Genomic DNA, 21,646 nt, shown 5'->3' on the forward strand with positions numbered 1-21,646 from the left:
GCTTCATTGTGCAGCAGCAGGCTGTTAATATCGAAATGAAATTTCTAAGTGATCAAACCGCTATGCAAGAGTCTATTGAACAATATATGCAAACGGTAGGACAGCAGGCACGCCAGGCGTCTCGCATTTTGGCTCGCGCGTCCACCCAAACTAAAAATAATGCGTTATCCGCTATTTATACGGCTTTGGAAAATAGCCAAACTGCTATTTTGGCGGCTAACCAGAAAGATATGACCAAGGCGCATAACAACAATCTGGATCCAGCCCTGCTTGATCGCTTAGAACTCAACCCCACACGCTTTAAAGGTATGTTACAGGGCTTAAAAGATGTCATTGGCCTGAAAGATCCGATTGGTGAAATTAGTGATATGGCTTATCGCCCATCGGGGATTCAACTGGGCAAGATGCGTGTGCCTTTAGGTGTGGTCGGCATGATCTACGAATCACGTCCTAACGTCACGCTGGAAGCGGCATCACTTGCGCTGAAATCAGGAAATGCCATTATTCTACGTGGTGGCTCGGAAGCGCTGGAATCGAATCAGGCAATTGCAACTGCGATTCAGCATGCTCTGAAAGTCGCAGGCCTGCCTGAGGCTGCCGTACAGGTCGTGAATACGACTGACCGCGCTGCTGTTGGCCAGTTGATTATTATGACCGAATATGTGGATGTGATTGTGCCTCGTGGCGGCAAGAGCCTGATCGAACGGATTACCGAGGAAGCACGCGTACCGGTCATTAAACATTTAGATGGCAACTGTCATGTCTATGTGGAAGCACAAGCGGACTTGTTGAAAGCATTGCCGATTGCGCTCAATGCCAAAACCCATCGCTATGGTGTATGTAATGCCATGGAAACCCTGCTGGTCGATGAAAAAGTCGCTGAAGAATTCTTGCCACGCATCGCAGAGCTTTACCAAGAGAAAAAAGTCGAACTTCGTGGTTGCCGGGAAACCCAGCGTATTCTTGGAGATGCAGTCATTACGGCCACTGAAGAAGACTGGTATACCGAGTATCTGGGCCCGATTCTGGCGATCAAAGTCGTTTCTGGTATAGAAGAAGCCATTGAGCACATCAACAAATATGGCTCGCATCATACCGATTCCATTATTACTGAAAACTACAGTCTGGCTCGCGAATTTCTGGCGGGTGTAGATTCAAGTTCGGTCATGATCAATGCCTCTACTCGTTTTGCAGATGGTTTTGAATATGGCTTAGGCGCAGAAATCGGGATTTCAACCGATAAAATCCATGCTCGTGGCCCAGTCGGTCTTGAAGGCCTGACGTCGCAGAAATGGATTGTCTTTGGTGATGGTCAGATTCGCCAATAAGTATTCAGATCGCTCATTTAAAACAGCCTCATAAATGAGGCTGTTTTTTATGGACAGAAAAATTGACACTGAAATAGATGGATTAGAACCTTCCGGTTATTTTATTGATGAATCTCTTTATAGAATTGTATGTAAAAACAATATTTGCCTTTTCAGGCGCTAAACTAAAGAATTAATCTGTTCTAAAATTAAATTTAAGCAGAGTTTAGTATTCTTATTGATGATATTTTCATCATCATTTTATTTATAAATGAAAACTATGAACTGATAAATTTTAGTTATTATTGTTAAATCGGTCGATAATGCTTAAGTCTAATCTGCTAAAGTCTATCTAGGACAGAAAAAAAACAAATGTTAAAACATATTCATTGATCTGGATTGCTGCTTCACTGTCCGCAATTGGGTCAAGCAAATGGACGAGAATTTTAATTAAAAATTGGGTAATCAATCGTGTCTAAATCAGTATTAGTTATTAATTGTGGCTCTTCTTCAATCAAGTTTGCATTACTTCTTGAGGAGCAGAATTTCCGTATTCATGGTTTAGCTGAGAACTTAGGCACAGAGAATGCTCGCATTAAAGGTGTGACAGTTGGCAATGAGCCGGTCGATATCCACATTCCATTTGCTGACCACAAAAAAGCACTCGAAGTCGGTCTGGAACGTCTAGCCAACTACCGTCCGGATGCGATCGGTCACCGTGTGGTACATGGGGGCAGCCTGACCAAGGCTGAACTGATCAATGACGAAATTATTGAAAAAATTCGTGAAGCAACACCGCTTGCGCCATTACACAATCCGGCTCATCTGATTGGCATTGAAGCTACCAAACGTTTATTCCCGGAATTACCACAGGTGGCGGTATTTGATACTGCCTTCCACCAAACCATGCCAGCGCATGCTTATCGTTATGCCCTGCCGAAATTCTTATATACCGCTCATGGTGTACGTCGCTATGGTTTCCACGGGACTAGTCATGCCTATGTTTCAGAGCGCGGTTCTGAACTGGCAGGCAGTTTCAAACAAGGTGGCTGGTTAACCGCGCATTTAGGTAATGGTAGCTCGACCTGTGCCGTTTGGAATGGGAAAAGTGTAGATACCTCAATGGGCTTAACCCCGCTTGAAGGCATTGTTATGGGCACACGCAGTGGCGATGTCGACCCAAGCCTGCATAGCTTCCTGGCGAAAAACCTGGGTTGGGATATTTATAAAATTGACAAGATGCTGAATAGCCAAAGTGGTCTTTTGGGCTTGTCTGACCTGTCGAATGACATGCGCACCCTGATTGAAGCCTCAGAGCAAGGCAATGAAGATGCCGCACTGGCGATTGAAGTATTCTGCTACCGTTTAGCTAAGTCTCTGGCAGCGTTGAGCTGTGGTCTGCCACGTCTTAATGGTCTGTTTTTCACTGGTGGCATTGGCGAAAACTCTGCATATATCCGTGAAAAGACCATGACTTACCTGCCTCATTTTGGTTTCAATCTGGATAAAAACGCCAACAATGAATTGAAACGCGGTACCGAAGGCCGAATCGATTCAGGCACAGGCCCACAAATCTGGGTAGTGCCAACAGATGAAGAAGGCCGTATCGCACAAGAAGTTCAAAGTGTTGTTGAACTTGAAGTGGAGCGCAATACTGCAAAAAAGTCTAAAGCTGAGGTAACGCCTGCATAAGCAGGCTTAGCCACTTTTTAACTGATTTTTATTATTCTGCGACTGACATAACTTATGAAAACAATTTTATTGGTTCCCACTGGGGAAGGCGTAGGCTTAACTTCTGCATGTTTGGGCCTGATTTATGCACTGGAATGCCAAGGGGTAAAAGCTGGTTTCCTGAAACCTTTTGCTCAGGAATTGAATGAAATCGAAGACCGCACCACGGCTTTGTATCGTCATATTTCTCAGAGTGAAACTGTTGAACCCATCCGTTATAACAAAGTCTTGCAGCAGATCAATCTGGGGGAACAGGATGAACTACTTGAGGAAGCGGTACGTCTGCATCGTCAAATTGCCAAACAGCATGACCTGATTATTGTCGAAGGTTTGCTGCCAAATACTCAAGACAGTTTTGCCGACGATCTGAATGCTGCATTGGCACAGGCCCTCGATGCCAAAGTTATTGTGGTCAGCAATGCCAATATTCTCAAGCCAAGCCAAACCGCGGATAAAATTGAACATCAGCTTCGTAACTTTGGTGGTGCCAGCTCTACCCGTCTGGCAGGTATCATGTTGATGCGTACCAAGGGCTTGCCTGAAGAATCTGCACAGATTCCTGTCACGCTGAATCCGGATTTACGCCTCAAGACTGAAACTGCAGAATTTATTAAAGCCATTCAGCAGACTCATCCGCATATTGGTTCTGAAAAATTACCAGTGATTGGCTTGGTACCTTTCAGTAAAACCTTAAGCGTACCGCGTATGTCTGATCTTGCTGCATATATTTCTGGTTACTGGATTAATGAAGGCGAAGCCAAGCAGCGCCGTGTACAAAATAGCAGCCTGATTTCAGCCAATATCGAGCATGAACTGCATAAGTTTGTAGCGGGTGAACTGATCATCAGTGCATCCGACCGAATTGATGTGTTACTGGCGAGCAGTCTGGCCAGCAGTAATGGGATTCCTTTGGCAGGTTTGGTGTTAACTGAACAAAAAGCGCCAAGCGCACAAGCTTTAGAATTCTGCCAAGCGGCAATAAAAAATGGCTTGCCAATTTTACATACTAAGTTGAGCACATTTGAAACAGCGCAACAGTTGTTAAACCTTAGCAACGAAATTCCTGTAGATGATACTGAACGAGCAGAACAAGTTACCCGTTTTGTAGCTAGCCACATCAATCAAGAGTGGTTGTCTCATTTAATTAGCGATTCGTACAAACCACGGTTATCGCCTTCTGCATTCCGTCATGAATTGGTGCAAAAATCAATCGCAGCTAAAAAACGTATCGTGCTTCCAGAGGGTGATGAGCCACGTACCGTTCAAGCCGCAGCGATTTGTCAATCACGTGGTATTGCTCACTGCATATTATTAGCAAAACCAGAAGCGGTAGTTGATGTTGCCAAAGCACGTGGTATAGAGCTTCCACACGACTTAGAAATCATTGATCCTGACTTGATTCGTGAAAATTATGTCGAAAAAATGGTGGAAATGCGTAAAGGCAAACTTACTGAAGATCAAGCACGTGAACAACTGCAAGACACCGTCGTATTAGGTACGATGATGTTAGCACTTGATCAGGTTGATGGCTTGGTGTCTGGTGCTGTACATACTACAGCCAATACAGTTCGCCCTGCGTTCCAGCTCATTAAAACTGCACCTGAATATTCATTGGTATCTTCAATATTCTTTATGCTGTTACCTGATGAAGTCTATGTGTACGGTGACTGTGCGATTAACCCAGACCCAGATGCAGAACAATTGGCTGAAATTGCGATTCAGTCTGCAGACTCTGCAAAAGCGTTTGGTATTGACCCACGTATTGCCATGATTTCTTACTCAACGGGTACTTCAGGTGCAGGTGCTGACGTCGAAAAAGTTGCGAAAGCAACTGAAATTGCGAAACAACGTCGTCCGGACTTACTGATTGATGGTCCATTACAGTACGATGCGGCATCAGTTGAAAGTGTTGGTCGCTCTAAAGCACCGAACTCTCCAGTTGCAGGTCGTGCCAATGTATTCATCTTCCCTGACTTAAACACAGGTAATACGACGTATAAAGCAGTACAGCGTTCTGCCAATGTGGTGAGTGTTGGTCCAATGCTACAAGGCTTGAATAAGCCAGTGAATGACTTATCCCGCGGTGCATTGGTAGATGACATTGTGTTTACCATTGCATTGACTGCGATTCAGGCAGAGCAACAAGCGGCTCAATAATTCGTAAACTTAAGTTTTCCAAACCATCTGATTGAAAAATCAGGTGGTTTTTTTATAAAAAAACACTCATAGCTTCAATAAATTCAGCACGCGATCATTATCTCGTTTTAATAAACAATAAAAATGCCAGTCTTTCGAACTGGCATTTTCAACGGTTACTCATAAAGTCTGTGACATAAAAAATTAAGCTGAAGCAGCCCTGCTTTTCAGTCCACTAACTTTAATTTCTTATAAGGTAGTCCACTCTTTACGTACCTCTTCCGCAGTTTTATTGAGCACGACGCTATCGTCTTTGATTTCACTTACCCAACTCAAGGGAATCAGATGATGCTCATTATTTTCATCATCACTTCTTGTTAATTTAATTGAATCCTGACCTTCTAAATGGTCCACCTTCCCGACTTGAGTACCACATGAAGCAATGACTGAAGCATGTTCTTTAATATCACTTGCATTAAAATTGTTCATTCTACTTGCCTGTTTCTAGAAGTTGAGAGAAACAGTCTAAGCAATAAAAAATGCCCCATGTGTAAGGGTTTTCAGGCTTTGAGTTTTTCTGGGTTAAAAATGTAAATGGTCAACATGGCTTGAGTAAACTATAGGCAAGATACTTTTTAAATTTGAGTTTTCAAATATTTTTATAACTAGATTTGAAGATTTGAAGATTTGAAGATTTGAAGATTTGAAGATTTGAAGATTTGAAGATTTGAAGATTTGAAGATTTGAAGATAGTGTAAATCAATAAAACCTTAAAATAGGAGAAAGAAGATAAGCTTAGGCTTGCTCTTCTTTCTGACCATACATCCAAGTTGCAGCGATATATACACAAAAACCAGCTGCCATCAAAATACCTGTAACCATTGTTAGGATCTCCTTTATTTGATAGCTGCATTATGTAAAAGTTTTATGACAGTTATATGACAATCTGGTTTTTATTAAATTTAAAATAAATAATAAAATTCAAATACTTAATATAATATCAGAAAAATTATGCGTATTTTTAATCTGAAATATGACACTGAATATGACAACTTGCTGTCATATTTGACCCATTGAATAGCTAAAGTCCTTGCTCAGATTGCTTAAACTATAAACTTTCGGCCAATGCTCGCCCAAAATGCCCACAACCCGATTCTTTTGTCTTATAATTTAGCCCGCTAGCTATCAGCCCGCTCAAGAGATATTTGTATGACAACTATTATCAAGCAAGATGACTTGATCACATCGGTTAAAGATGCGCTTCAGTTCATTTCTTACTATCACCCACAAGACTTTATCCAAGCGATGAGCCGTGCGTATGATCGTGAAGAGAACAAAGCTGCTAAAGATGCGATCGCACAAATCTTAATTAACTCACGCATGTGTGCAGAAGGCCACCGCCCAATCTGTCAAGATACCGGTATCGTCAACGTATTTGTTGAAGTGGGCATGGACGTTAAATTCGATTTAACCATGAGCCTGGATGATGCAATCAATGAAGGCGTACGTCAGGGTTATTTAGAAAACTCGAACGTGCTTCGCGCATCAGTTCTGGCCGATCCTGCATTTGGTCGTAAAAATACCAAAGACAACACTCCTGCCGTGATTTACCACAAGCTTGTGCCTGGTAATAAAGTAGATATCACTGTGGCAGCCAAAGGTGGCGGTTCAGAAAACAAATCTAAACTAGCAATGTTAAACCCATCTGATTCAATCGTGGATTGGGTACTGAAAACTGTTCCAACCATGGGTGCAGGCTGGTGTCCACCAGGTATGCTGGGAATCGGGATCGGTGGTACTGCTGAAAAAGCCATGATGCTTGCCAAAGAAGCATTGATGGAAGAGATCAACATGGACGAATTGCTTCGTCGTGGTCCACAAAGCAAAATGGAAGAGCTTCGTATCGAAATCTTCGAAAAAGTAAATGCTCTGGGTATTGGTGCACAAGGTCTTGGCGGTTTAACCACTGTTCTAGATATTAAGATCAAGGATTACCCTTGTCACGCTGCTGGTAAGCCAGTCGGTATGATCCCGAACTGTGCTGCGACTCGTCATGCACACTTCCAGTTAGATGGTACAGGTGTTGCACATATTCAAGCACCTAAACTTGAAGACTACCCTGCTGTGACTTGGGATTCTTCATCTTCTAAACGTGTTGACCTTGACACGATTACCCAAGAAGAAATGAATAGCTGGAAACCAGGCGATACACTTCTTCTTAACGGTACAATCTATACAGGTCGTGATGCTGCACACAAACGTATGGTCGACATGCTGAACAACGGTGAAGAACTTCCTGTTGATCTGAAAGGCAAGTTTATCTACTACGTTGGCCCTGTTGATCCAGTCGGCGACGAAGTTGTAGGCCCTGCTGGCCCAACAACGGCTACGCGTATGGATAAATTTACGCGTCAAGTTCTTGAAGCAACTGGCATGTTCGGCATGATCGGTAAAGCAGACCGTGGTCCTGCTGCCGTTGAAGCCATTAAAGACAACCAGGCAACTTACCTGATGGCTGTCGGTGGTGCTGCTTACCTCGTGTCTAAAGCTATTCGCGAAGCTGAAGTGGTTGCCTTTGCTGACCTGGGTATGGAAGCAATTTACAAGTTTGTGGTAAAAGATATGCCGGTATCTGTAGCGGTTGATGTGAATGGTACTTCTATTCACGCGACTGCACCTAAAATCTGGCAAGCAAAAATTGGTAAGATTCCAGTAGTTGACGCTGCTGCGGGCTAATTTTGACTGCAATAAAAAAGCACCCTAAATGGGTAATGCCAGTCAGTTAAGAAATTGACTGGCATTTTCTTGGATATTTTTGTGCTTTAATTTTCACTACTCGCGGACATTGCCTTTGCCTTTTTTCAGGTAATACAAATATTTTAGATTGTTCAAATAATTGCGCTAAATGTTTGGGTAGGTTTCCTGCTGATTCTAAAGGTGTGTGCCTTAAGATATTGATAATACTCATAGATGCAATATGGAAACTGATCCTTAAAGGACTCACCTTTGCATGTTCAGCGATAAACCTCATCTGTCTTCTTAAGATATTATATGCAATAAATACCCCCCACAATTCTTGATAGACCAAATCAGGTTGTTTGCTTCTTAAAATCCTTGCATCCTGTAAATCACTTTTAATTTCCCGATAACACATTTCTATTTCCCAACGCTGGATATAAAGCATTGCAAGGTCTTTGAATGGATAAACTTTAGAATCTGTTAATGATGTAATGTAACGTCTTATTTTTCCTGCATATTCAACTTCAATTAAACGTGCTTCCCAATAGTCACCCAATGACGGATTTATCTTTTTTGCTCTTGCTGAAACAGGCATTTTGATCTGAAAGTCATGGGCCGCATTATGATGAATCACTTCATAACGCAGGTTGTCCTTTGCTCGCATCAACCAATGACTCTCTTCTGCCTGAGATTGCCAGCTCACTAAAAAATCAGCAGAGAAGTAAGCACGATCAAATAGGGTAATACTGCGAACTGGTGCTTTTAATTGACTGGCTAAGGTTAATTCACCTTGATCCATACTGCCCATTTGGGCATCAATCATTTCATGGGTATTGGTATTCACCAGGCAAGTCGCTCTAACTTGTGGGTAAGGTGCAGCTGCTGTTTTGCCTTTGGATGAACCAAAGTGCTTAAAGTTTTCTTCTGTATGAGGCATAGACCAAACCACACCATCTACAGCACAAACGCATAGACCGTGAAAGTTGCTATATTGTTGTTGTGAGTCTTTAAACCATGCCTGACTTAATGTCGAAAATAAAGCACTCATGGGTTCTAAGCCTAAGCGTTGTCTTGCTTGTACGGATGCACTCGGTACACAGTATTCTGCCGTACCGAAAACAAGTTGCAATTGTTGAACCACATACCAAATCGGTTGATTTCGAAATAGAGCAAGTCCGATTACCAGCCAAACAACATGTTCAGCAGGCAGTTTTCTTTTTCGAATTGATGCTTTACCTGTTTGGTCTAAGCAATCTTCAATCCAGTTTAAATCAATCAATTCACTGAATTGTGAAAGTGAAGGTAGGGTTTGTTTTAATGTTAAATCTAGATTCTGAGATAAATTCATAAAAAAAGAGCGTATTTACATACGCTCTTTTTACAGCATTTTAACTTTTTTTGCTTAACTGACTGGCATTACCCTAAATGGGTGCTTTTTTATTATATTTTCTCAATAAAATATCAATTACCAGGTACGTGGATCCCAAAGTTTAAAAGGTGCTTTTAACTGTACATCTAATGATGGATCATAAGCAGTCGGTTCAATTTTTTGGGCTTTTTTACGAATCTGGCCAGTTTCCTGATCTTGTGCCACGAAGTTAAAACTGTCTGATTTTAGCTGAGTAAAAGCAATTTCATTCAGACCAACTTTTTCCGGCATCAGCATGAGTGGCCCTGAAACACTCCGGCGTGTACTGATATTCTCTTCATCATATTTAATAAAATAAGACTGTCCCGCTTCGACAGTAAAATCCAGATATTTAGGTTTCTGGAAATGCAACGCGCCTAGCGGTCGACTGGTACTCAAACGATAGGTCCCTGCAGGCACTTCAATCCAGTAATAATGGTTGTGCAATAAGCTTGGAATATGTTCTTGATTGATAAACAGGCTGGCAGCGACAATTTCCTGACGATTCCATTTAGAATCGGGCCGGTATAAATACACGATGGCAGCTTCATCATGCTGCGGTTTCACCGTCTGAAACTGGTTGCCCTGCTTTTGATTGACCCAACCGCCAATGGTGAACATGCCGATACGATGCTGCTCGACGAAGCCCGGTTTTTTTTCAAGATCGATATTTTTTAAAGTGCTGAGTGGCTGTGTAGGCTCAACGACGGCTTTCTTACCATGACACCCCAGCAATGCCAAACTGCTGATGAGTACAATTGCGACTCCACGCATGCTTATCCCTCACTGCGTCTTTATTCTTTTGTATGCAAGTGCTTTGCGATTTGTTTTTTATAAGTTTTAGGCATCCACGCCTAGTGAATCAGATTAACACCGAGCTTTATTTTTGGAAATAAAAAACGTGCGAAAACACGGAGTTTTCGCACGTTTCGGACGAATAGCAATTAAGCGGATTTGCTATTCACGACCTTTAAATCTATTTTTGTCGCAGTCTCTTGCTGATCATGTGGCTGACGCTCGGCACGGTATTCCGGCTCTGCTTCACCTTTAATCACGGCTTCATTGATGACGACAGTGCCGACATCACTACGGCTTGGCAAGTCATACATGGTTTCCAGCAATGAATTTTCTAGGATCGAACGTAGACCACGTGCACCTGTATTACGCTCAACTGCTTTCTTAGCCACTGCACGTAATGCCGATTCTTCAAAAACCAGATCCACATCTTCCATATCAAACAGATGTTGATACTGACGGGTTAACGCATTCTTCGGCTCAGTCAGAATCTGCATCAATGCTTCTTCATCCAACTCGTCCAAAGTGGCAATTACTGGCAAACGACCAATAAATTCTGGAATCAAACCAAATTTTACCAGGTCAGTTGCTTCAACTTGACGGAACAAGTCAGACAGCTTCTTGGTTTCATCTTTTTTTCGCACTTCTGCAGTAAAGCCGATGCCACCTTTTTCCTGACGTTGCTGTACAATTTTCTCAAGTCCTGAGAATGCACCACCACAGATAAACAGGATGTTCGAGGTATCAATCTGAATGAATTCTTGCTGCGGATGCTTACGTCCACCTTGTGGCGGAATTGATGCAACCGTACCTTCAATCATTTTCAATAATGCTTGCTGAACACCTTCACCCGATACATCACGCGTGATGGATGGGTTTTCAGACTTGCGGGTAATCTTGTCGATCTCGTCGATATAGATAATGCCCTTTTGCGCTTTTTCGACATCGTAATCGGCTTTTTGCAGTAGCTTCTGTACGATGTTTTCTACATCTTCACCCACATAACCGGCTTCGGTCAGTGTCGTTGCATCTGCCATGGCAAATGGAACATCAAGAAGACGTGCCAGCGTTTGTGCAAGCAAGGTTTTGCCCGATCCTGTCGGACCAACCAACATAATATTACTTTTTGAAAGCTCGACTGAATCATCAGCTTTCTTGCCATTATTTTGCACTTTCAAGCGCTTGTAATGGTTATAAACCGCAACTGACAAGGTTTTCTTCGCGACGTCCTGACCAATCACATATTGATCCAAGGCCGCACGAATTTCATGCGGTTTCGGCAAAGGACGATTGGCCCAGTCATTGGTTTCCACCTGCTGACTGGTTTGAACCAAATCTAAGCATACGTCCACACATTCGTTACAAATGTATGCGTCCTCGCCTGCAATCAGCTTCCCGACTTCAGACTGCGTTTTACCGCAAAATGAACAATGCTTTTGTCCTTGAGGATGTTCGGACATATTTACTCCACTATCTCAATCTTTAAAACTTATGGACGTTTAGTTAAAACTTCGTCCACAAGACCGTATTCTTTCGCTTGCTGCGCAGTCATAAAGTTGTCACGATCTGTATCACGTGCCACTTTTTCGTAGTCCTGACCGCTATGTTCAGCCATTAAACGGTTTAAACGCTCTTTAATGAACAGGATTTCACGTGCATGAATTTCAATATCTGAAGCCTGACCACGGAAACCACCCAATGGCTGGTGAATCATGACACGGGCATTTTCAAGGCAATAACGCTTGCCCTTGGTACCGGCATTCAGCAGGAACGCACCCATTGATGCTGCCTGACCCATGCAGTACGTTACGACATCAGGTTTGATAAACTGCATGGTGTCATAAATCGCCATACCCGCAGTTACCGAACCGCCTGGTGAATTGATATATAGATGAATATCTTTATCTGGATTTTCCGCCTCTAAAAACAACATTTGCGCAACGATCAGGTTCGCCATGTTGTCTTCAACTTCGCCCGTCATAAAAATTACACGTTCACGCAAAAGGCGTGAATAAATATCAAAAGAACGCTCACCACGAGAGGATTGTTCTACCACCATTGGCACTAAAGCGTTTTCAATCGTTGGAACATACATACGTTTATTTATTCCTAAATTTTTTGTGACCTAACCCATAATCACAATATGAGGTATAATCACTGAAATTGCAAAAAATTCGCCAACAAATCCATTATATTTTTTGCATTAGTTTTGTGAAAAACAGAAATGCTTTTTTCAGGCATCAATATGAAAAAAAGGCGCATTAAGCGCCTTTTTTATCGAAAGCTAAATTAGCCTTGTTGACGAGCTTGCTGCTCTTTCAATAAGTCTTCATAGCTTACAGTCGCATCAGTTACTTTAGCAGAAGCCAAAATGTAATCAACAACTTGGTCTTCTAGTACAACTGCTTCGATTTGAGCACGCTGTTGCGCATCGTTTTTGAAGTATTCGATCACTTCGTTTGGATCTTCGTAAGAAGAAGCCATATCTTCGATGTACGCTTCAACACGTGCAGCATCTACTTCGATTTTCGCATCAGCTAAAACACGGCTTACAAGTACGCCAAGTTTTACAGATTTTTCAGCTTGTTCTTTGAACAATTCGTCTGGAAGCATGCTTGAATCAAATGCTTTCGCACCTTGAGCACCAAACTGCTGTGTGAACTGCTGGATCATTTGTTGACGTTGACGGTCAATTTCTTGAGCAAGCATAGCAGCTGGAAGTTCAACTTCGTTTGCAGCTACAAGTGCATCGAAAGTCGCGCCTTTAACCTGGTTGCGAAGGCCATTCTTAACTTCACGTTCCATGTTTTTACGAACGTCAGCTTTTAACTTCTCAATGCCTTCTTCTTCAGATACACCGAAGATTTTCAGGAATTCAGCATCGATTTCTGGAAGTTTTTGTTTTTCAACAAGCTTCACAGTGATTTTGAATTGAGCTTGTTTACCAGCAAGGTTTTCAGCTTGGTAGTCTTCAGGGAAAGTTACATCAATCACTTTCTCTTCGCCTTTCTTCATACCAACGATACCGTCTTCGAAGCCAGGGATCATACGACCAGAACCAAGTACTAGTTTGAAGTCTTCTGCAGAACCGCCTTCAAATTTTTCGCCGTCGATTGAACCTTCAAAATCAAAAGTTACTTGCATGTCTTTTTTAGCCATGCCTTTTGTTTCAGCCCAAGAAGCGCGTTGTTTTTGAAGATTTTCAATCATCTTCTCAACATCTTTGTCATTCACTTCTGAAGCTTTGCGTTCAACTTCCAAGCCTTCGAATTTCACGTCAACTTCTGGATAAACTTCAACAGTCGCTTCATAAACTAAAGCGTCGTCTTTCATTTCAGTTTTTTCAATGTTCGGCATGCCTACGGCATTGATTTTTTCTTGCTGGATCGCTTCGAAAACTGTATCACGAATGATGTCGTTGACAACTTCTTGGTAGATACCAGCGCCGTATTCACGACGAACGACGTTTACAGGCACTTTACCTGGACGGAAGCCGTTGATCTTCGCAGTTTTAGCAGTGCGTTTTAAACGAGCTTCAAATTGCTCATTAATACGGCTCGTCGGTACAGAAACATTTAAACGACGGGCAACGCCCGAAACCGCTTCAGAAGTTACTTGCATGGCTTCCTCTATATATTTGGTAATAACAGGTTTATAAAAATGTGCCACATTATATGACAACATTTAAGGATATACAAAAAATACGCGCGAGTTCCAGTTTTTAAGTCTTTTTTATTCGAATTGCTACCCTTTCAAATATTCAGTCAACCCCACTTAAATGCAGAAAATGTATATTTTTTATTGCAAATGATAAGTACTATCATTAATATCCAGTTTCTTATTTGAGCAACAATACTAATTTATTCTTCGGTTCGGGAATTTGGTCATGCATAGTTTTAGTCTTCGTCCGCTTACATTGGCAATTTTTGGGGTCACAGCAACATCTGCTTTTGCAGAGACAAATAGCCCCTCCAACATCCCAACTACCACCTTATCTACCATTGTAGTTTCTGCATCGGGGTTTGAACAACAATTAAAAGATGCCCCTGCCTCAATTAGCGTGATCACTCAAGAAGATATTCAACGTAAGAATGCCACCAATATTGCTGACCTGTTGGTTGATGTCCCTGGAGTGGATGTGCGTAATGGCGTAGGCAAAACTGCAGGACTAAATGTTAGCATCCGTGGTATGAACGCTGATGATACCCTTATTTTGATTGATGGCCGTCGTCAAACCACTTCTACCGATGTTACCCCGAATGGTTTTGGTGAAGCAGCGACAGGCTTTATGCCCCCTCTTTCAGCCATTGAGCGTATTGAAGTCATTCGTGGACCTATGTCTACCCTCTACGGTTCAGATGCCATGGGTGGTGTGATTAATATCATTACCAAAAAAGTTTCAGACGAGTGGAATGGGAACGTTACTGTCAGTGGCAACGTTATGGAGCATGGTACTGAAGCAGATTCTTGGAAAACCAGCTTCTTGGTGAATGGTCCATTGGTCAATGATGTGCTTGGTCTGCAACTTCGCGGCAGTTATTATGACCGGGGTCAGTCTGAGCGTGTCGAAGGTTCAACTGGCCGTGATCCACGCCCGACCACCGCACATAATTATGATGTAGGCGGTAAACTTACATACAAAGTAGATGATCAAAATGCCTTGTGGCTTGACTCATTCTACAGCCATCAAAACTATAAGAATGAAGACAATCGTTTAGGTACTTTAGATACTGCAACAACAGCAAATGGTTATAAAGATAAATTGATTTTTGATCGTACCCAGTTTGCAATCGGGCATGATGGCGACTATAGCTTTGGTCAGTGGAATACTTATATCAGCCACTCAGAAACTGAAACCAAAGGTCGTACGATACCTTCAGCTGCATTACCCGTCGGAAATGCACAAATTGGTGCAGATCGTGTGTTAAAAAATACCGATTTAATTGCAGATAGCCATATTATTTCAACTTTAGGTGCGCATAAGCTCACTGTGGGTACGGAATACAAAGAGCAAACCAATAAAGATAATATCGCTCTGTATTCGACTGGTGTAGACGAATTCGATAAAAAATCCTGGTCAGTTTATGCTGAAGATGAATGGCGTCTTTTGGATAGTTTAAGTTTAACCTATGGCGGTCGTTTTGAAGACCACTCCGGTTTTGGCGGTCATTTTAGTCCACGTGCCTATCTAGTCTGGAATACCAATGACATGCTGACTGTGAAAGGTGGCGTAAGTACAGGTTATAAAGCACCTTCTGCGAAAGCCCTTTATGACGGCGTTGTTGGCCTCAGTGGACAGGGACAAAACCTGACATTTGGTAATCCGGACTTAAAGCCTGAAACCTCAACCAACTATGAATTAGGTTTTAATTTACAGCCGACAGATGATATCAATTTCACGGCAACCGGTTTTTACAACCAGATTAAAGATGCAATTGTTTCAGAGAATCTTCCTGTATCCGCTGAATGCTTGACTGCAAGCTCATGTTCAACCAGCGTGAATGCGAATAAGGCCAAAGTTTATGGTGCAGAAGCAACTTTGCAATACAGCATTTTGCCTGAATGGGATATGAAAGCTGCCTATACCTATACCAGAAGTGAAATTACGAATGGAGAAAACGAAGGCACTTATTACAATAACCAGCCACGTAATGCGCTTAACCTGACTTCAACATGGCATCTGGTGCCTGCTGTAGACCTATGGTTACAGTACGAATATAAATCTGATCGTCAACGCTTCCTGACTACGCCAACAGCACCTGCTTCAGGTTTAGGCTCAAGCGACTATGAAGAATATAAATTATTTGGTGACAAGTTAGCGGGCTATAGCGTATTCAACCTCGGTGCAAGTTATACCGTCAGTGATCAATTACGTCTGAATATGGCTGTGAACAACCTGCTGGACAAAGATTTTACCGAAGGTGCAAAATCATATGAATATTTAGACAACCGTGGTCGTCTACAAACTGCTACTGGTTATAAATATTTAGATATTGGTTCTAGTACAACAGGTACTTATATTCCAGGCCGTAACTACTGGTTATCTGTTTCATACGACTTCTAATATAAAAGTCATGATTCAAAACCCTGCTTCGGCAGGGTTTTTTATCACTCAATGAGTACTCCATGAAACCTCCCTAATTTGTGCCCTTTTATAAACATCATTATTCTCAATAAAAAGCCAGCAATCCGCTTTCTTTATCAATACTAAATAAAATCAAAAACTTAAATACTTATTGTTATATCATTACATTTAAAATCTCATTTAATATTTTCTTAAAGATCATGAATTCCTATGACAAAAGGATAAAAATAAAAACAAGAATCATTATTATTCGCATACATTTTTAGCATTCATTTATTAGGTTTAACATGACCTTCATTAAAACACGTAAAAAAATCGTTTCTTCTGCAATTGTTTCATCTTTATCAATGGTAGCTGCATCTGCGATGGCAGAAGAACAGGTGATCCAGTTAGAGACGATTCATCAAGAAGTCAAAGCTGAACAAACACCCAGCTTAAAAGTAGATCAATCTGCGAATAGCAAATTTGTTGCGCCTTTACTCGATACCCCAAAGTCAGTTTCAGTGATTTCAAAACAGCTGATTGCAGATACACAAGTGACGACTTTAGCTGATGCACTGCGTACAGTTCCGGGGATTACCTTGGGCGCAGGTGAAGGTGGTAACCCAAACGGTGACCGTCCTTTTATTCGGGGTTATAATTCTGAAAGTTCCATGTATGTAGACGGCGTACGCAACGCCACTTCACAGAACCGTGAAATGTTTGCTGTCGAACAGGTTGAAGTCACCAAAGGTTCTGCATCTGCTATGGGCGGTGCAGGAACGACTGGTGGTAGTATCAACATGATTTCTAAAGTTGCTAAAGCGGGTGACTTTCTAGAAGGTTCTGTCGCGGGTGGTACTGACAACTATCAACGCATAACCTTGGATGGCAATAAAGATTTTGGAAATGGTATAGCAGCACGTGTGGCCGTGATGGGTCACCATAATGAAAAAGCTGGCCAGAAAAATGGTGCCGAATATAAACGTGCCGGTATTGCACCGAGTATTGTATTTGGTCTGGACACCCCTACCCGCGCGACTTTAAGTTATTACTATTTAAAATCGGATGACACGCCGGATTCAGGTGTTCCTTATAAGTATGATGCGGCAAAAAAAGCCACCATCGGTAAACCTGTTGATGTAAAACAGGGCATTTATTATGGTTTATTAAGTCGTGATTTCCAGAAACAGGAAAATCAGATCGGCACCATTAAACTGGAACACGATTTAACGGATAACCTGACCCTGAGTAATACAGCGGTATATAGCACTGCCAAAAATGACTACTTATGGACCCAGCCAGATGACTCCAAAGGTAACGTGCTAAATGATAAAGTCTGGCGTCGTATAAACTCACGTATTACTGATACCAACATCTTTACCGACCAGCTTGCTTTGACAGGTAAGTTTAATACAGGTGCATTCAAGCATAGCTTTAATATAGGTGCAGAGTACTCAGATCAAAAATCTGACAAAGGTAACTACTTAACAAGTTATCCAGGCTATCCAGGTACCACCACAGGTGGTTTCAACAGCGACTGTGCTATCAACGATGCATGGTGTACATCATTAACTAATCCAGACTCACGTAATCAATGGTTGGGCTCTTCCGCAGCCAACAAAAATCTCACGACAACCACGACCGAGACTACATCTGTCTATCTCTTAGATAATATCGAGTTTAGCCCGCAATGGTTATTAGATTTGGGTTTACGTTGGGATAAATTTGATACCAAGCAAACCACAAATGCGACTGGCGACTCTATTGAAAATAATACCGACTTCCTGACCTATCAGGCTGGATTAATCTTTAAACCTGTTGAAAATGGTTCTATCTATGCAAGTTATGCGACTTCTGCCAATCCGGTCGGTGTAGATGGCGGGGATGGTTCAGAAGCAATTGGCCAAGCCTATATGGAATTAGATCCTGAAGAGAGCCGTACCTTTGAAATCGGCACAAAGTGGGATGTGTTAAATGAAAGACTGAGTTTAACCGCTGCCGTGTTCCGTACTGAAAAACAAAATACACGGATTCAACTGGATGCTGCTACATATACCAATGGCGGCGAAACCCAAGTAGACGGTCTTGAGCTGGGCGTAAATGGCCAAATTACAGATAAATGGGCTGTATCTGCTGGTTATACTTATCTCGACAGTGAAACTGTGAACCCGGGCCCATCCTGTAACCGTCAAGGGGTATGTACACCTGACAACCCTGCCAAAGGTAAGCAAATGCAGAATGTACCTAAAAATTCTGCAACCCTGTGGACTACCTATGCTGTAACACCTGCTTTAACTTTAGGTGCAGGTGCTGTTGCAATGGATAAAGTTTATGGTGATGCAGCCAATACCAAGTGGGTTCCAGGTTATGTCCGTTATGATGCTATGGCGCGTTATAACGTGAATGAAAATGTTGATTTGCAATTAAACGTCAATAACCTGTCTGATGAACGTTACTTCACCAAAGCTTATGCCTCTCACTATGCCACTGAAGCAGAAGGCCGTAGTGCAGTGTTAGCAGTCAACTTTAAATATTAATTCAATATAACCGCATAGCCTCCTGATGGGGGCTATGTTATTTTTAAAATACGATTATTCAGGGGTTTCTCGTGCTGCATCATATTCCAAATGTACTGAGCAAAGAACAGGTGCAATATTTCCGTGAGGAGATGAATAAGATTGAGTGGGTCAACGGCAAAGTTACCGCGGGTACACTCTCTGCAACGGTGAAACAGAATCAGCAACTGCCTGAAGATCATTCCCTGACCCAGCATTTAAGCACAATCATTCTTGAGTCTCTGGGACAGCATGCTTTATTTTTATCAGCGGCGATTCCACTGGATATTATTCCTCCCCTGTTTAACCGCTATGAAAATAATGAATCTTTCGGCTTTCATGTCGACAATTCGATTCGTCGTATTCGCGGCAGCAATGAACGCCTTAGAACGGATTTATCCTGTACGGTTTTCTTGAGTGAGCCGGAAGAATATGTCGGTGGTGAACTGGTGGTTGAAGACACTTACGGTTATCACGAAGTAAAATTGCCTGCCGGCGATATGATTTTGTATCCATCGACCAGCTTGCATGAAGTCACGCCAATCACTGCCGGTTGTCGAATTGCTTCATTTTTTTGGGTACAAAGCATGATCCGTGATGATGCAGAGCGGCATATGCTGTTTAATCTGGATCAGAGTATTCAAAACCTGAGAATGCAGCTGGGCGATCAGCATGCAGAGGTCATGAAACTGACCAATCTGTATCATAATTTAATGCGTAAATGGGCTGAACTTTAAAAGATGCCCTGACGTCAATGATCTTTGAAAATCATTGGATTTATTTTTTATTAAAATATACTGCGTTATGGCACTATTGAACGTAATAAATAACGAATTATGCCCAAATAGAGAAAATATAAAATACAATATTTAAAATAAGTGAAAATATTTCTCACCACTTGAACTTTATAAGAAAATCTTTATTACCATACGACTAAAATCCATAAAAATAGCAAAAACTTTTCGGGATAAGTGGATTAAACTTTAAATTATAAGTAAGGCATTTAGTGCATTTGGTGAAGCTAAACCACCAATATTTAGACCATATTTCAGGTTTGAACCAGACTGTCACTAAAACCCAATGAATAGACAAAATCTATGCCGCTGACCCACGCACCGCTTTAACCAAGATTACGGTACCCAAGTTAGCATAAGGAGCTCTCTCATGATGTTGGCTGATCCAAGTAAAAAATACCGTCGCATGTATCAACGTGTGGACTTACCAGACCGTCAATGGCCGAACAATGAAATCAACAAAGCGCCAATCTGGATGAGTACCGACCTGCGTGACGGTAACCAAGCGATCTTTGAGCCAATGAACATGGAGCAGAAATTCAAGATGTTCCAGATGTTGGTGAAAATCGGTTTCAAACATATTGAAATCGGCTTCCCGTCAGCATCTCAAATTGACTTCGATTTCACCCGTAAATTGATTGAAGAAGGTCATATTCCAGATGACGTTTATATCGAGGTCTTGGTTCAGGCACGTGATCATTTGATTCAGCGTACCTTTGAATCTTTACAAGGTGCGAAACGTGCCATTGTACATATCTATAACTCTAACTCGCCGACATTCCGCAATAAAGTCTTGAATGTTGATGTTGAGGGTGCAAAACAGTTAGCCATTAATGCTGCACAAAAAGTGAAAGAATATGCCGCAAAACAGCCGGAAACTGAATTCGTATTTCAGTACAGCCCTGAATGTTTTACTGCAACCGAATTAGAAGTCGCGAAAGATGTCTGCGATGCCGTCACTGAAATCTGGGAAGCATCTCCAGAGAATAAAGTGATCTTAAACTTACCTGCAACGGTAGAAGTTTCAGGTCCACACATCTATGCCGATCAAATCGAATGGATGCACCGTAACATTCAGCGTCGTGATGGCGTGATCATTTCAGTTCACTGCCACAACGACCGCGGCTGTGGTATTGCCGCTTCAGAATTGGCAATTATGGCTGGTGCTGACCGGGTCGAAGGTTGTGTATTTGGTAATGGCGAACGTACCGGTAACGTCGACGTGGCTGCGATTGCCTTGAACATGTATACCCAAGGTGTAGCACCAAACTTGGACTTCTCCAACATCAATGAAATCATTGCGACTGTGGAAGAATGTACCGGTTTACCTGTGCACCCGCGTCATCCATATGCCGGTGATTTGGTGTTTACTGCATTCTCGGGTTCGCATCAGGATGCGATCAAAAAAGGTTTCGAGTTCCAGAAAAACGAAGAAATCTGGGATATGCCGTACTTGCCAATCGACCCGAAAGATTTGGGTCGTGACTATGACGCAGTGATCCGTGTCAATTCACAGTCAGGTAAAGGTGGTATTGCTTACTTGTTAGAATCGAACTACAACGTGATCTTGCCGCGTCGTTTACAGATTGAATTCTCTCAGATCGTACAAAAACGTACCGATGAGCAAGGCACTGAAATCAGTGCGACTGAAATCTGGAAGTTGTTCAAAGAAACTTATGTGGATGCTAAAAACGTTCACTATTTTGCGAAAAACTATAAATTGTCGGATGACAATGGCAATCAGGTGATTGAGCTTGATCTTGAAATTGATGGCCAGTCACGTCGTGTTCGTGGTGAAGGCAATGGTCCAATTTCTGCGATTTTGGATGCACTTCAGTTGCCGATTGACGTGGTGAACTATGAAGAGCGCAGCATCAGTTCAGGTGCTCATGCCAAAGCCTTGGCCTTGATCGAACTTCAAGTGAAAGGTACTGGTAAATCTGCCTTTGGTGCCGGGGTACATGACAACATCGTGACCTCTTCCATCGAAGCAATTATTGCCTCGACCAACCGTCTGATTGATCAGGGTGTTTTAAGCACTGATCAGGTGATTGCTGCTGCGGTCTAAACGGCTGTATTAGAATTAGCAATAATTCATAGCACTAAAATGACTT

The 21,646-nt window shown here is 42.2% G+C and carries 14 protein-coding genes; 8 read left to right on the plus strand and 6 right to left on the minus strand.

Annotation, left to right across the window (positions count from 1 at the left end; genetic code table 11):
- The first annotated feature begins 62 nt into the window (after positions 1-62).
- The 3 genes from PV763_RS05130 (at position 63) to pta (ending at position 5,195) form a co-directional block, all read left to right on the plus strand.
- Positions 63-1,328, plus strand: coding sequence for a glutamate-5-semialdehyde dehydrogenase (locus PV763_RS05130; protein ID WP_174894737.1), 1,266 nt, complete (start codon positions 63-65; stop codon positions 1,326-1,328).
- A 450-nt stretch (positions 1,329-1,778) separates the two neighbouring features.
- The gene (locus PV763_RS05135; protein ID WP_004729551.1) at positions 1,779-2,999 is read left to right on the plus strand and encodes an acetate/propionate family kinase; all 1,221 of its coding nucleotides are present in this window, start codon (positions 1,779-1,781) and stop codon (positions 2,997-2,999) included.
- 54 nt (positions 3,000-3,053) lie between these two features.
- Positions 3,054-5,195: a phosphate acetyltransferase gene (pta, locus tag PV763_RS05140; RefSeq protein WP_004729549.1), complete on the plus strand. Its 2,142-nt coding sequence runs from the start codon at positions 3,054-3,056 to the stop codon at positions 5,193-5,195.
- A gap of 228 nt (positions 5,196-5,423) precedes the next feature.
- Here the strand turns inward: pta and PV763_RS05145 are convergent, their stop codons facing one another.
- A complete protein-coding gene (locus PV763_RS05145) occupies positions 5,424-5,663 on the minus strand; it encodes a DUF2171 domain-containing protein (protein ID WP_004729548.1) in 240 nt (79 codons plus the stop codon).
- A gap of 720 nt (positions 5,664-6,383) precedes the next feature.
- Here PV763_RS05145 and PV763_RS05150 point away from each other — a divergent pair.
- Positions 6,384-7,910 carry a fumarate hydratase gene (locus PV763_RS05150; protein ID WP_004278405.1) on the plus strand — a complete coding sequence of 509 codons (1,527 nt, stop codon included), beginning with the start codon at positions 6,384-6,386 and terminating at the stop codon, positions 7,908-7,910.
- A gap of 46 nt (positions 7,911-7,956) precedes the next feature.
- Here the strand turns inward: PV763_RS05150 and PV763_RS05155 are convergent, their stop codons facing one another.
- From PV763_RS05155 to tig, 5 genes are all read right to left on the minus strand, one after another.
- Complete coding sequence (locus PV763_RS05155) at positions 7,957-9,261, minus strand: IS4 family transposase (RefSeq protein ID WP_004282307.1); 1,305 nt, start codon at positions 9,259-9,261, stop codon at positions 7,957-7,959.
- A 117-nt stretch (positions 9,262-9,378) separates the two neighbouring features.
- Complete coding sequence (locus PV763_RS05160) at positions 9,379-10,095, minus strand: DUF2846 domain-containing protein (RefSeq protein ID WP_004729543.1); 717 nt, start codon at positions 10,093-10,095, stop codon at positions 9,379-9,381.
- 170 nt (positions 10,096-10,265) lie between these two features.
- The gene (gene clpX / locus PV763_RS05165) at positions 10,266-11,576 is read right to left on the minus strand and encodes an ATP-dependent protease ATP-binding subunit ClpX (RefSeq protein WP_004278407.1); all 1,311 of its coding nucleotides are present in this window, start codon (positions 11,574-11,576) and stop codon (positions 10,266-10,268) included.
- 29 nt (positions 11,577-11,605) lie between these two features.
- Positions 11,606-12,211, minus strand: a complete 606-nt coding sequence (clpP, locus tag PV763_RS05170; protein WP_004647427.1) for an ATP-dependent Clp endopeptidase proteolytic subunit ClpP — start codon at positions 12,209-12,211, stop codon at positions 11,606-11,608.
- A gap of 194 nt (positions 12,212-12,405) precedes the next feature.
- Entirely contained in the window at positions 12,406-13,737 is a 1,332-nt protein-coding gene (gene tig, locus PV763_RS05175) for a trigger factor (protein ID WP_086044917.1), read from the minus strand.
- A gap of 265 nt (positions 13,738-14,002) precedes the next feature.
- Here tig and PV763_RS05180 point away from each other — a divergent pair, with 265 nt between their 5' ends.
- From PV763_RS05180 to leuA, 4 genes are all read left to right on the plus strand, one after another.
- The gene (locus PV763_RS05180) at positions 14,003-16,180 is read left to right on the plus strand and encodes a TonB-dependent receptor domain-containing protein (protein WP_005103165.1); all 2,178 of its coding nucleotides are present in this window, start codon (positions 14,003-14,005) and stop codon (positions 16,178-16,180) included.
- Positions 16,181-16,488: 308 nt separating this feature from the next.
- Positions 16,489-18,720 carry a TonB-dependent receptor gene (locus tag PV763_RS05185; RefSeq protein WP_005103163.1) on the plus strand — a complete coding sequence of 744 codons (2,232 nt, stop codon included), beginning with the start codon at positions 16,489-16,491 and terminating at the stop codon, positions 18,718-18,720.
- 71 nt (positions 18,721-18,791) lie between these two features.
- Entirely contained in the window at positions 18,792-19,475 is a 684-nt protein-coding gene (locus tag PV763_RS05190; protein ID WP_005103162.1) for a Fe2+-dependent dioxygenase, read from the plus strand.
- Between the two features lie 427 nt (positions 19,476-19,902).
- Positions 19,903-21,600 carry a 2-isopropylmalate synthase gene (gene leuA, locus PV763_RS05195; RefSeq protein WP_420937467.1) on the plus strand — a complete coding sequence of 566 codons (1,698 nt, stop codon included), beginning with the start codon at positions 19,903-19,905 and terminating at the stop codon, positions 21,598-21,600.
- Positions 21,601-21,646: the final 46 nt, after the last annotated feature.

The sequence above is a fragment of the Acinetobacter sp. AS5 genome (assembly GCF_048957595.1).
Taxonomy (GTDB): Bacteria; Pseudomonadota; Gammaproteobacteria; order Pseudomonadales; family Moraxellaceae; genus Acinetobacter.

Bases quoted from the DNA above. Each gene is read 5' to 3' on its own strand.
- PV763_RS05130 (WP_174894737.1), top strand. From the start codon at position 63: ATGCAAGAGTCTATTGAACAATATATGCAAACGGTAGGACAGCAGGCA.
- pta (WP_004729549.1), top strand. From the start codon at position 3,054: ATGAAAACAATTTTATTGGTTCCCACTGGGGAAGGCGTAGGCTTAACT.
- PV763_RS05145 (WP_004729548.1), bottom strand. From the start codon at position 5,663: ATGAACAATTTTAATGCAAGTGATATTAAAGAACATGCTTCAGTCATT.
- PV763_RS05150 (WP_004278405.1), top strand. From the start codon at position 6,384: ATGACAACTATTATCAAGCAAGATGACTTGATCACATCGGTTAAAGAT.
- PV763_RS05155 (WP_004282307.1), bottom strand. From the start codon at position 9,261: ATGAATTTATCTCAGAATCTAGATTTAACATTAAAACAAACCCTACCT.
- PV763_RS05160 (WP_004729543.1), bottom strand. From the start codon at position 10,095: ATGCGTGGAGTCGCAATTGTACTCATCAGCAGTTTGGCATTGCTGGGG.
- clpX (WP_004278407.1), bottom strand. From the start codon at position 11,576: ATGTCCGAACATCCTCAAGGACAAAAGCATTGTTCATTTTGCGGTAAA.
- clpP (WP_004647427.1), bottom strand. From the start codon at position 12,211: ATGTATGTTCCAACGATTGAAAACGCTTTAGTGCCAATGGTGGTAGAA.
- tig (WP_086044917.1), bottom strand. From the start codon at position 13,737: ATGCAAGTAACTTCTGAAGCGGTTTCGGGCGTTGCCCGTCGTTTAAAT.
- PV763_RS05180 (WP_005103165.1), top strand. From the start codon at position 14,003: ATGCATAGTTTTAGTCTTCGTCCGCTTACATTGGCAATTTTTGGGGTC.
- PV763_RS05185 (WP_005103163.1), top strand. From the start codon at position 16,489: ATGACCTTCATTAAAACACGTAAAAAAATCGTTTCTTCTGCAATTGTT.
- leuA (WP_420937467.1), top strand. From the start codon at position 19,903: ATGATGTTGGCTGATCCAAGTAAAAAATACCGTCGCATGTATCAACGT.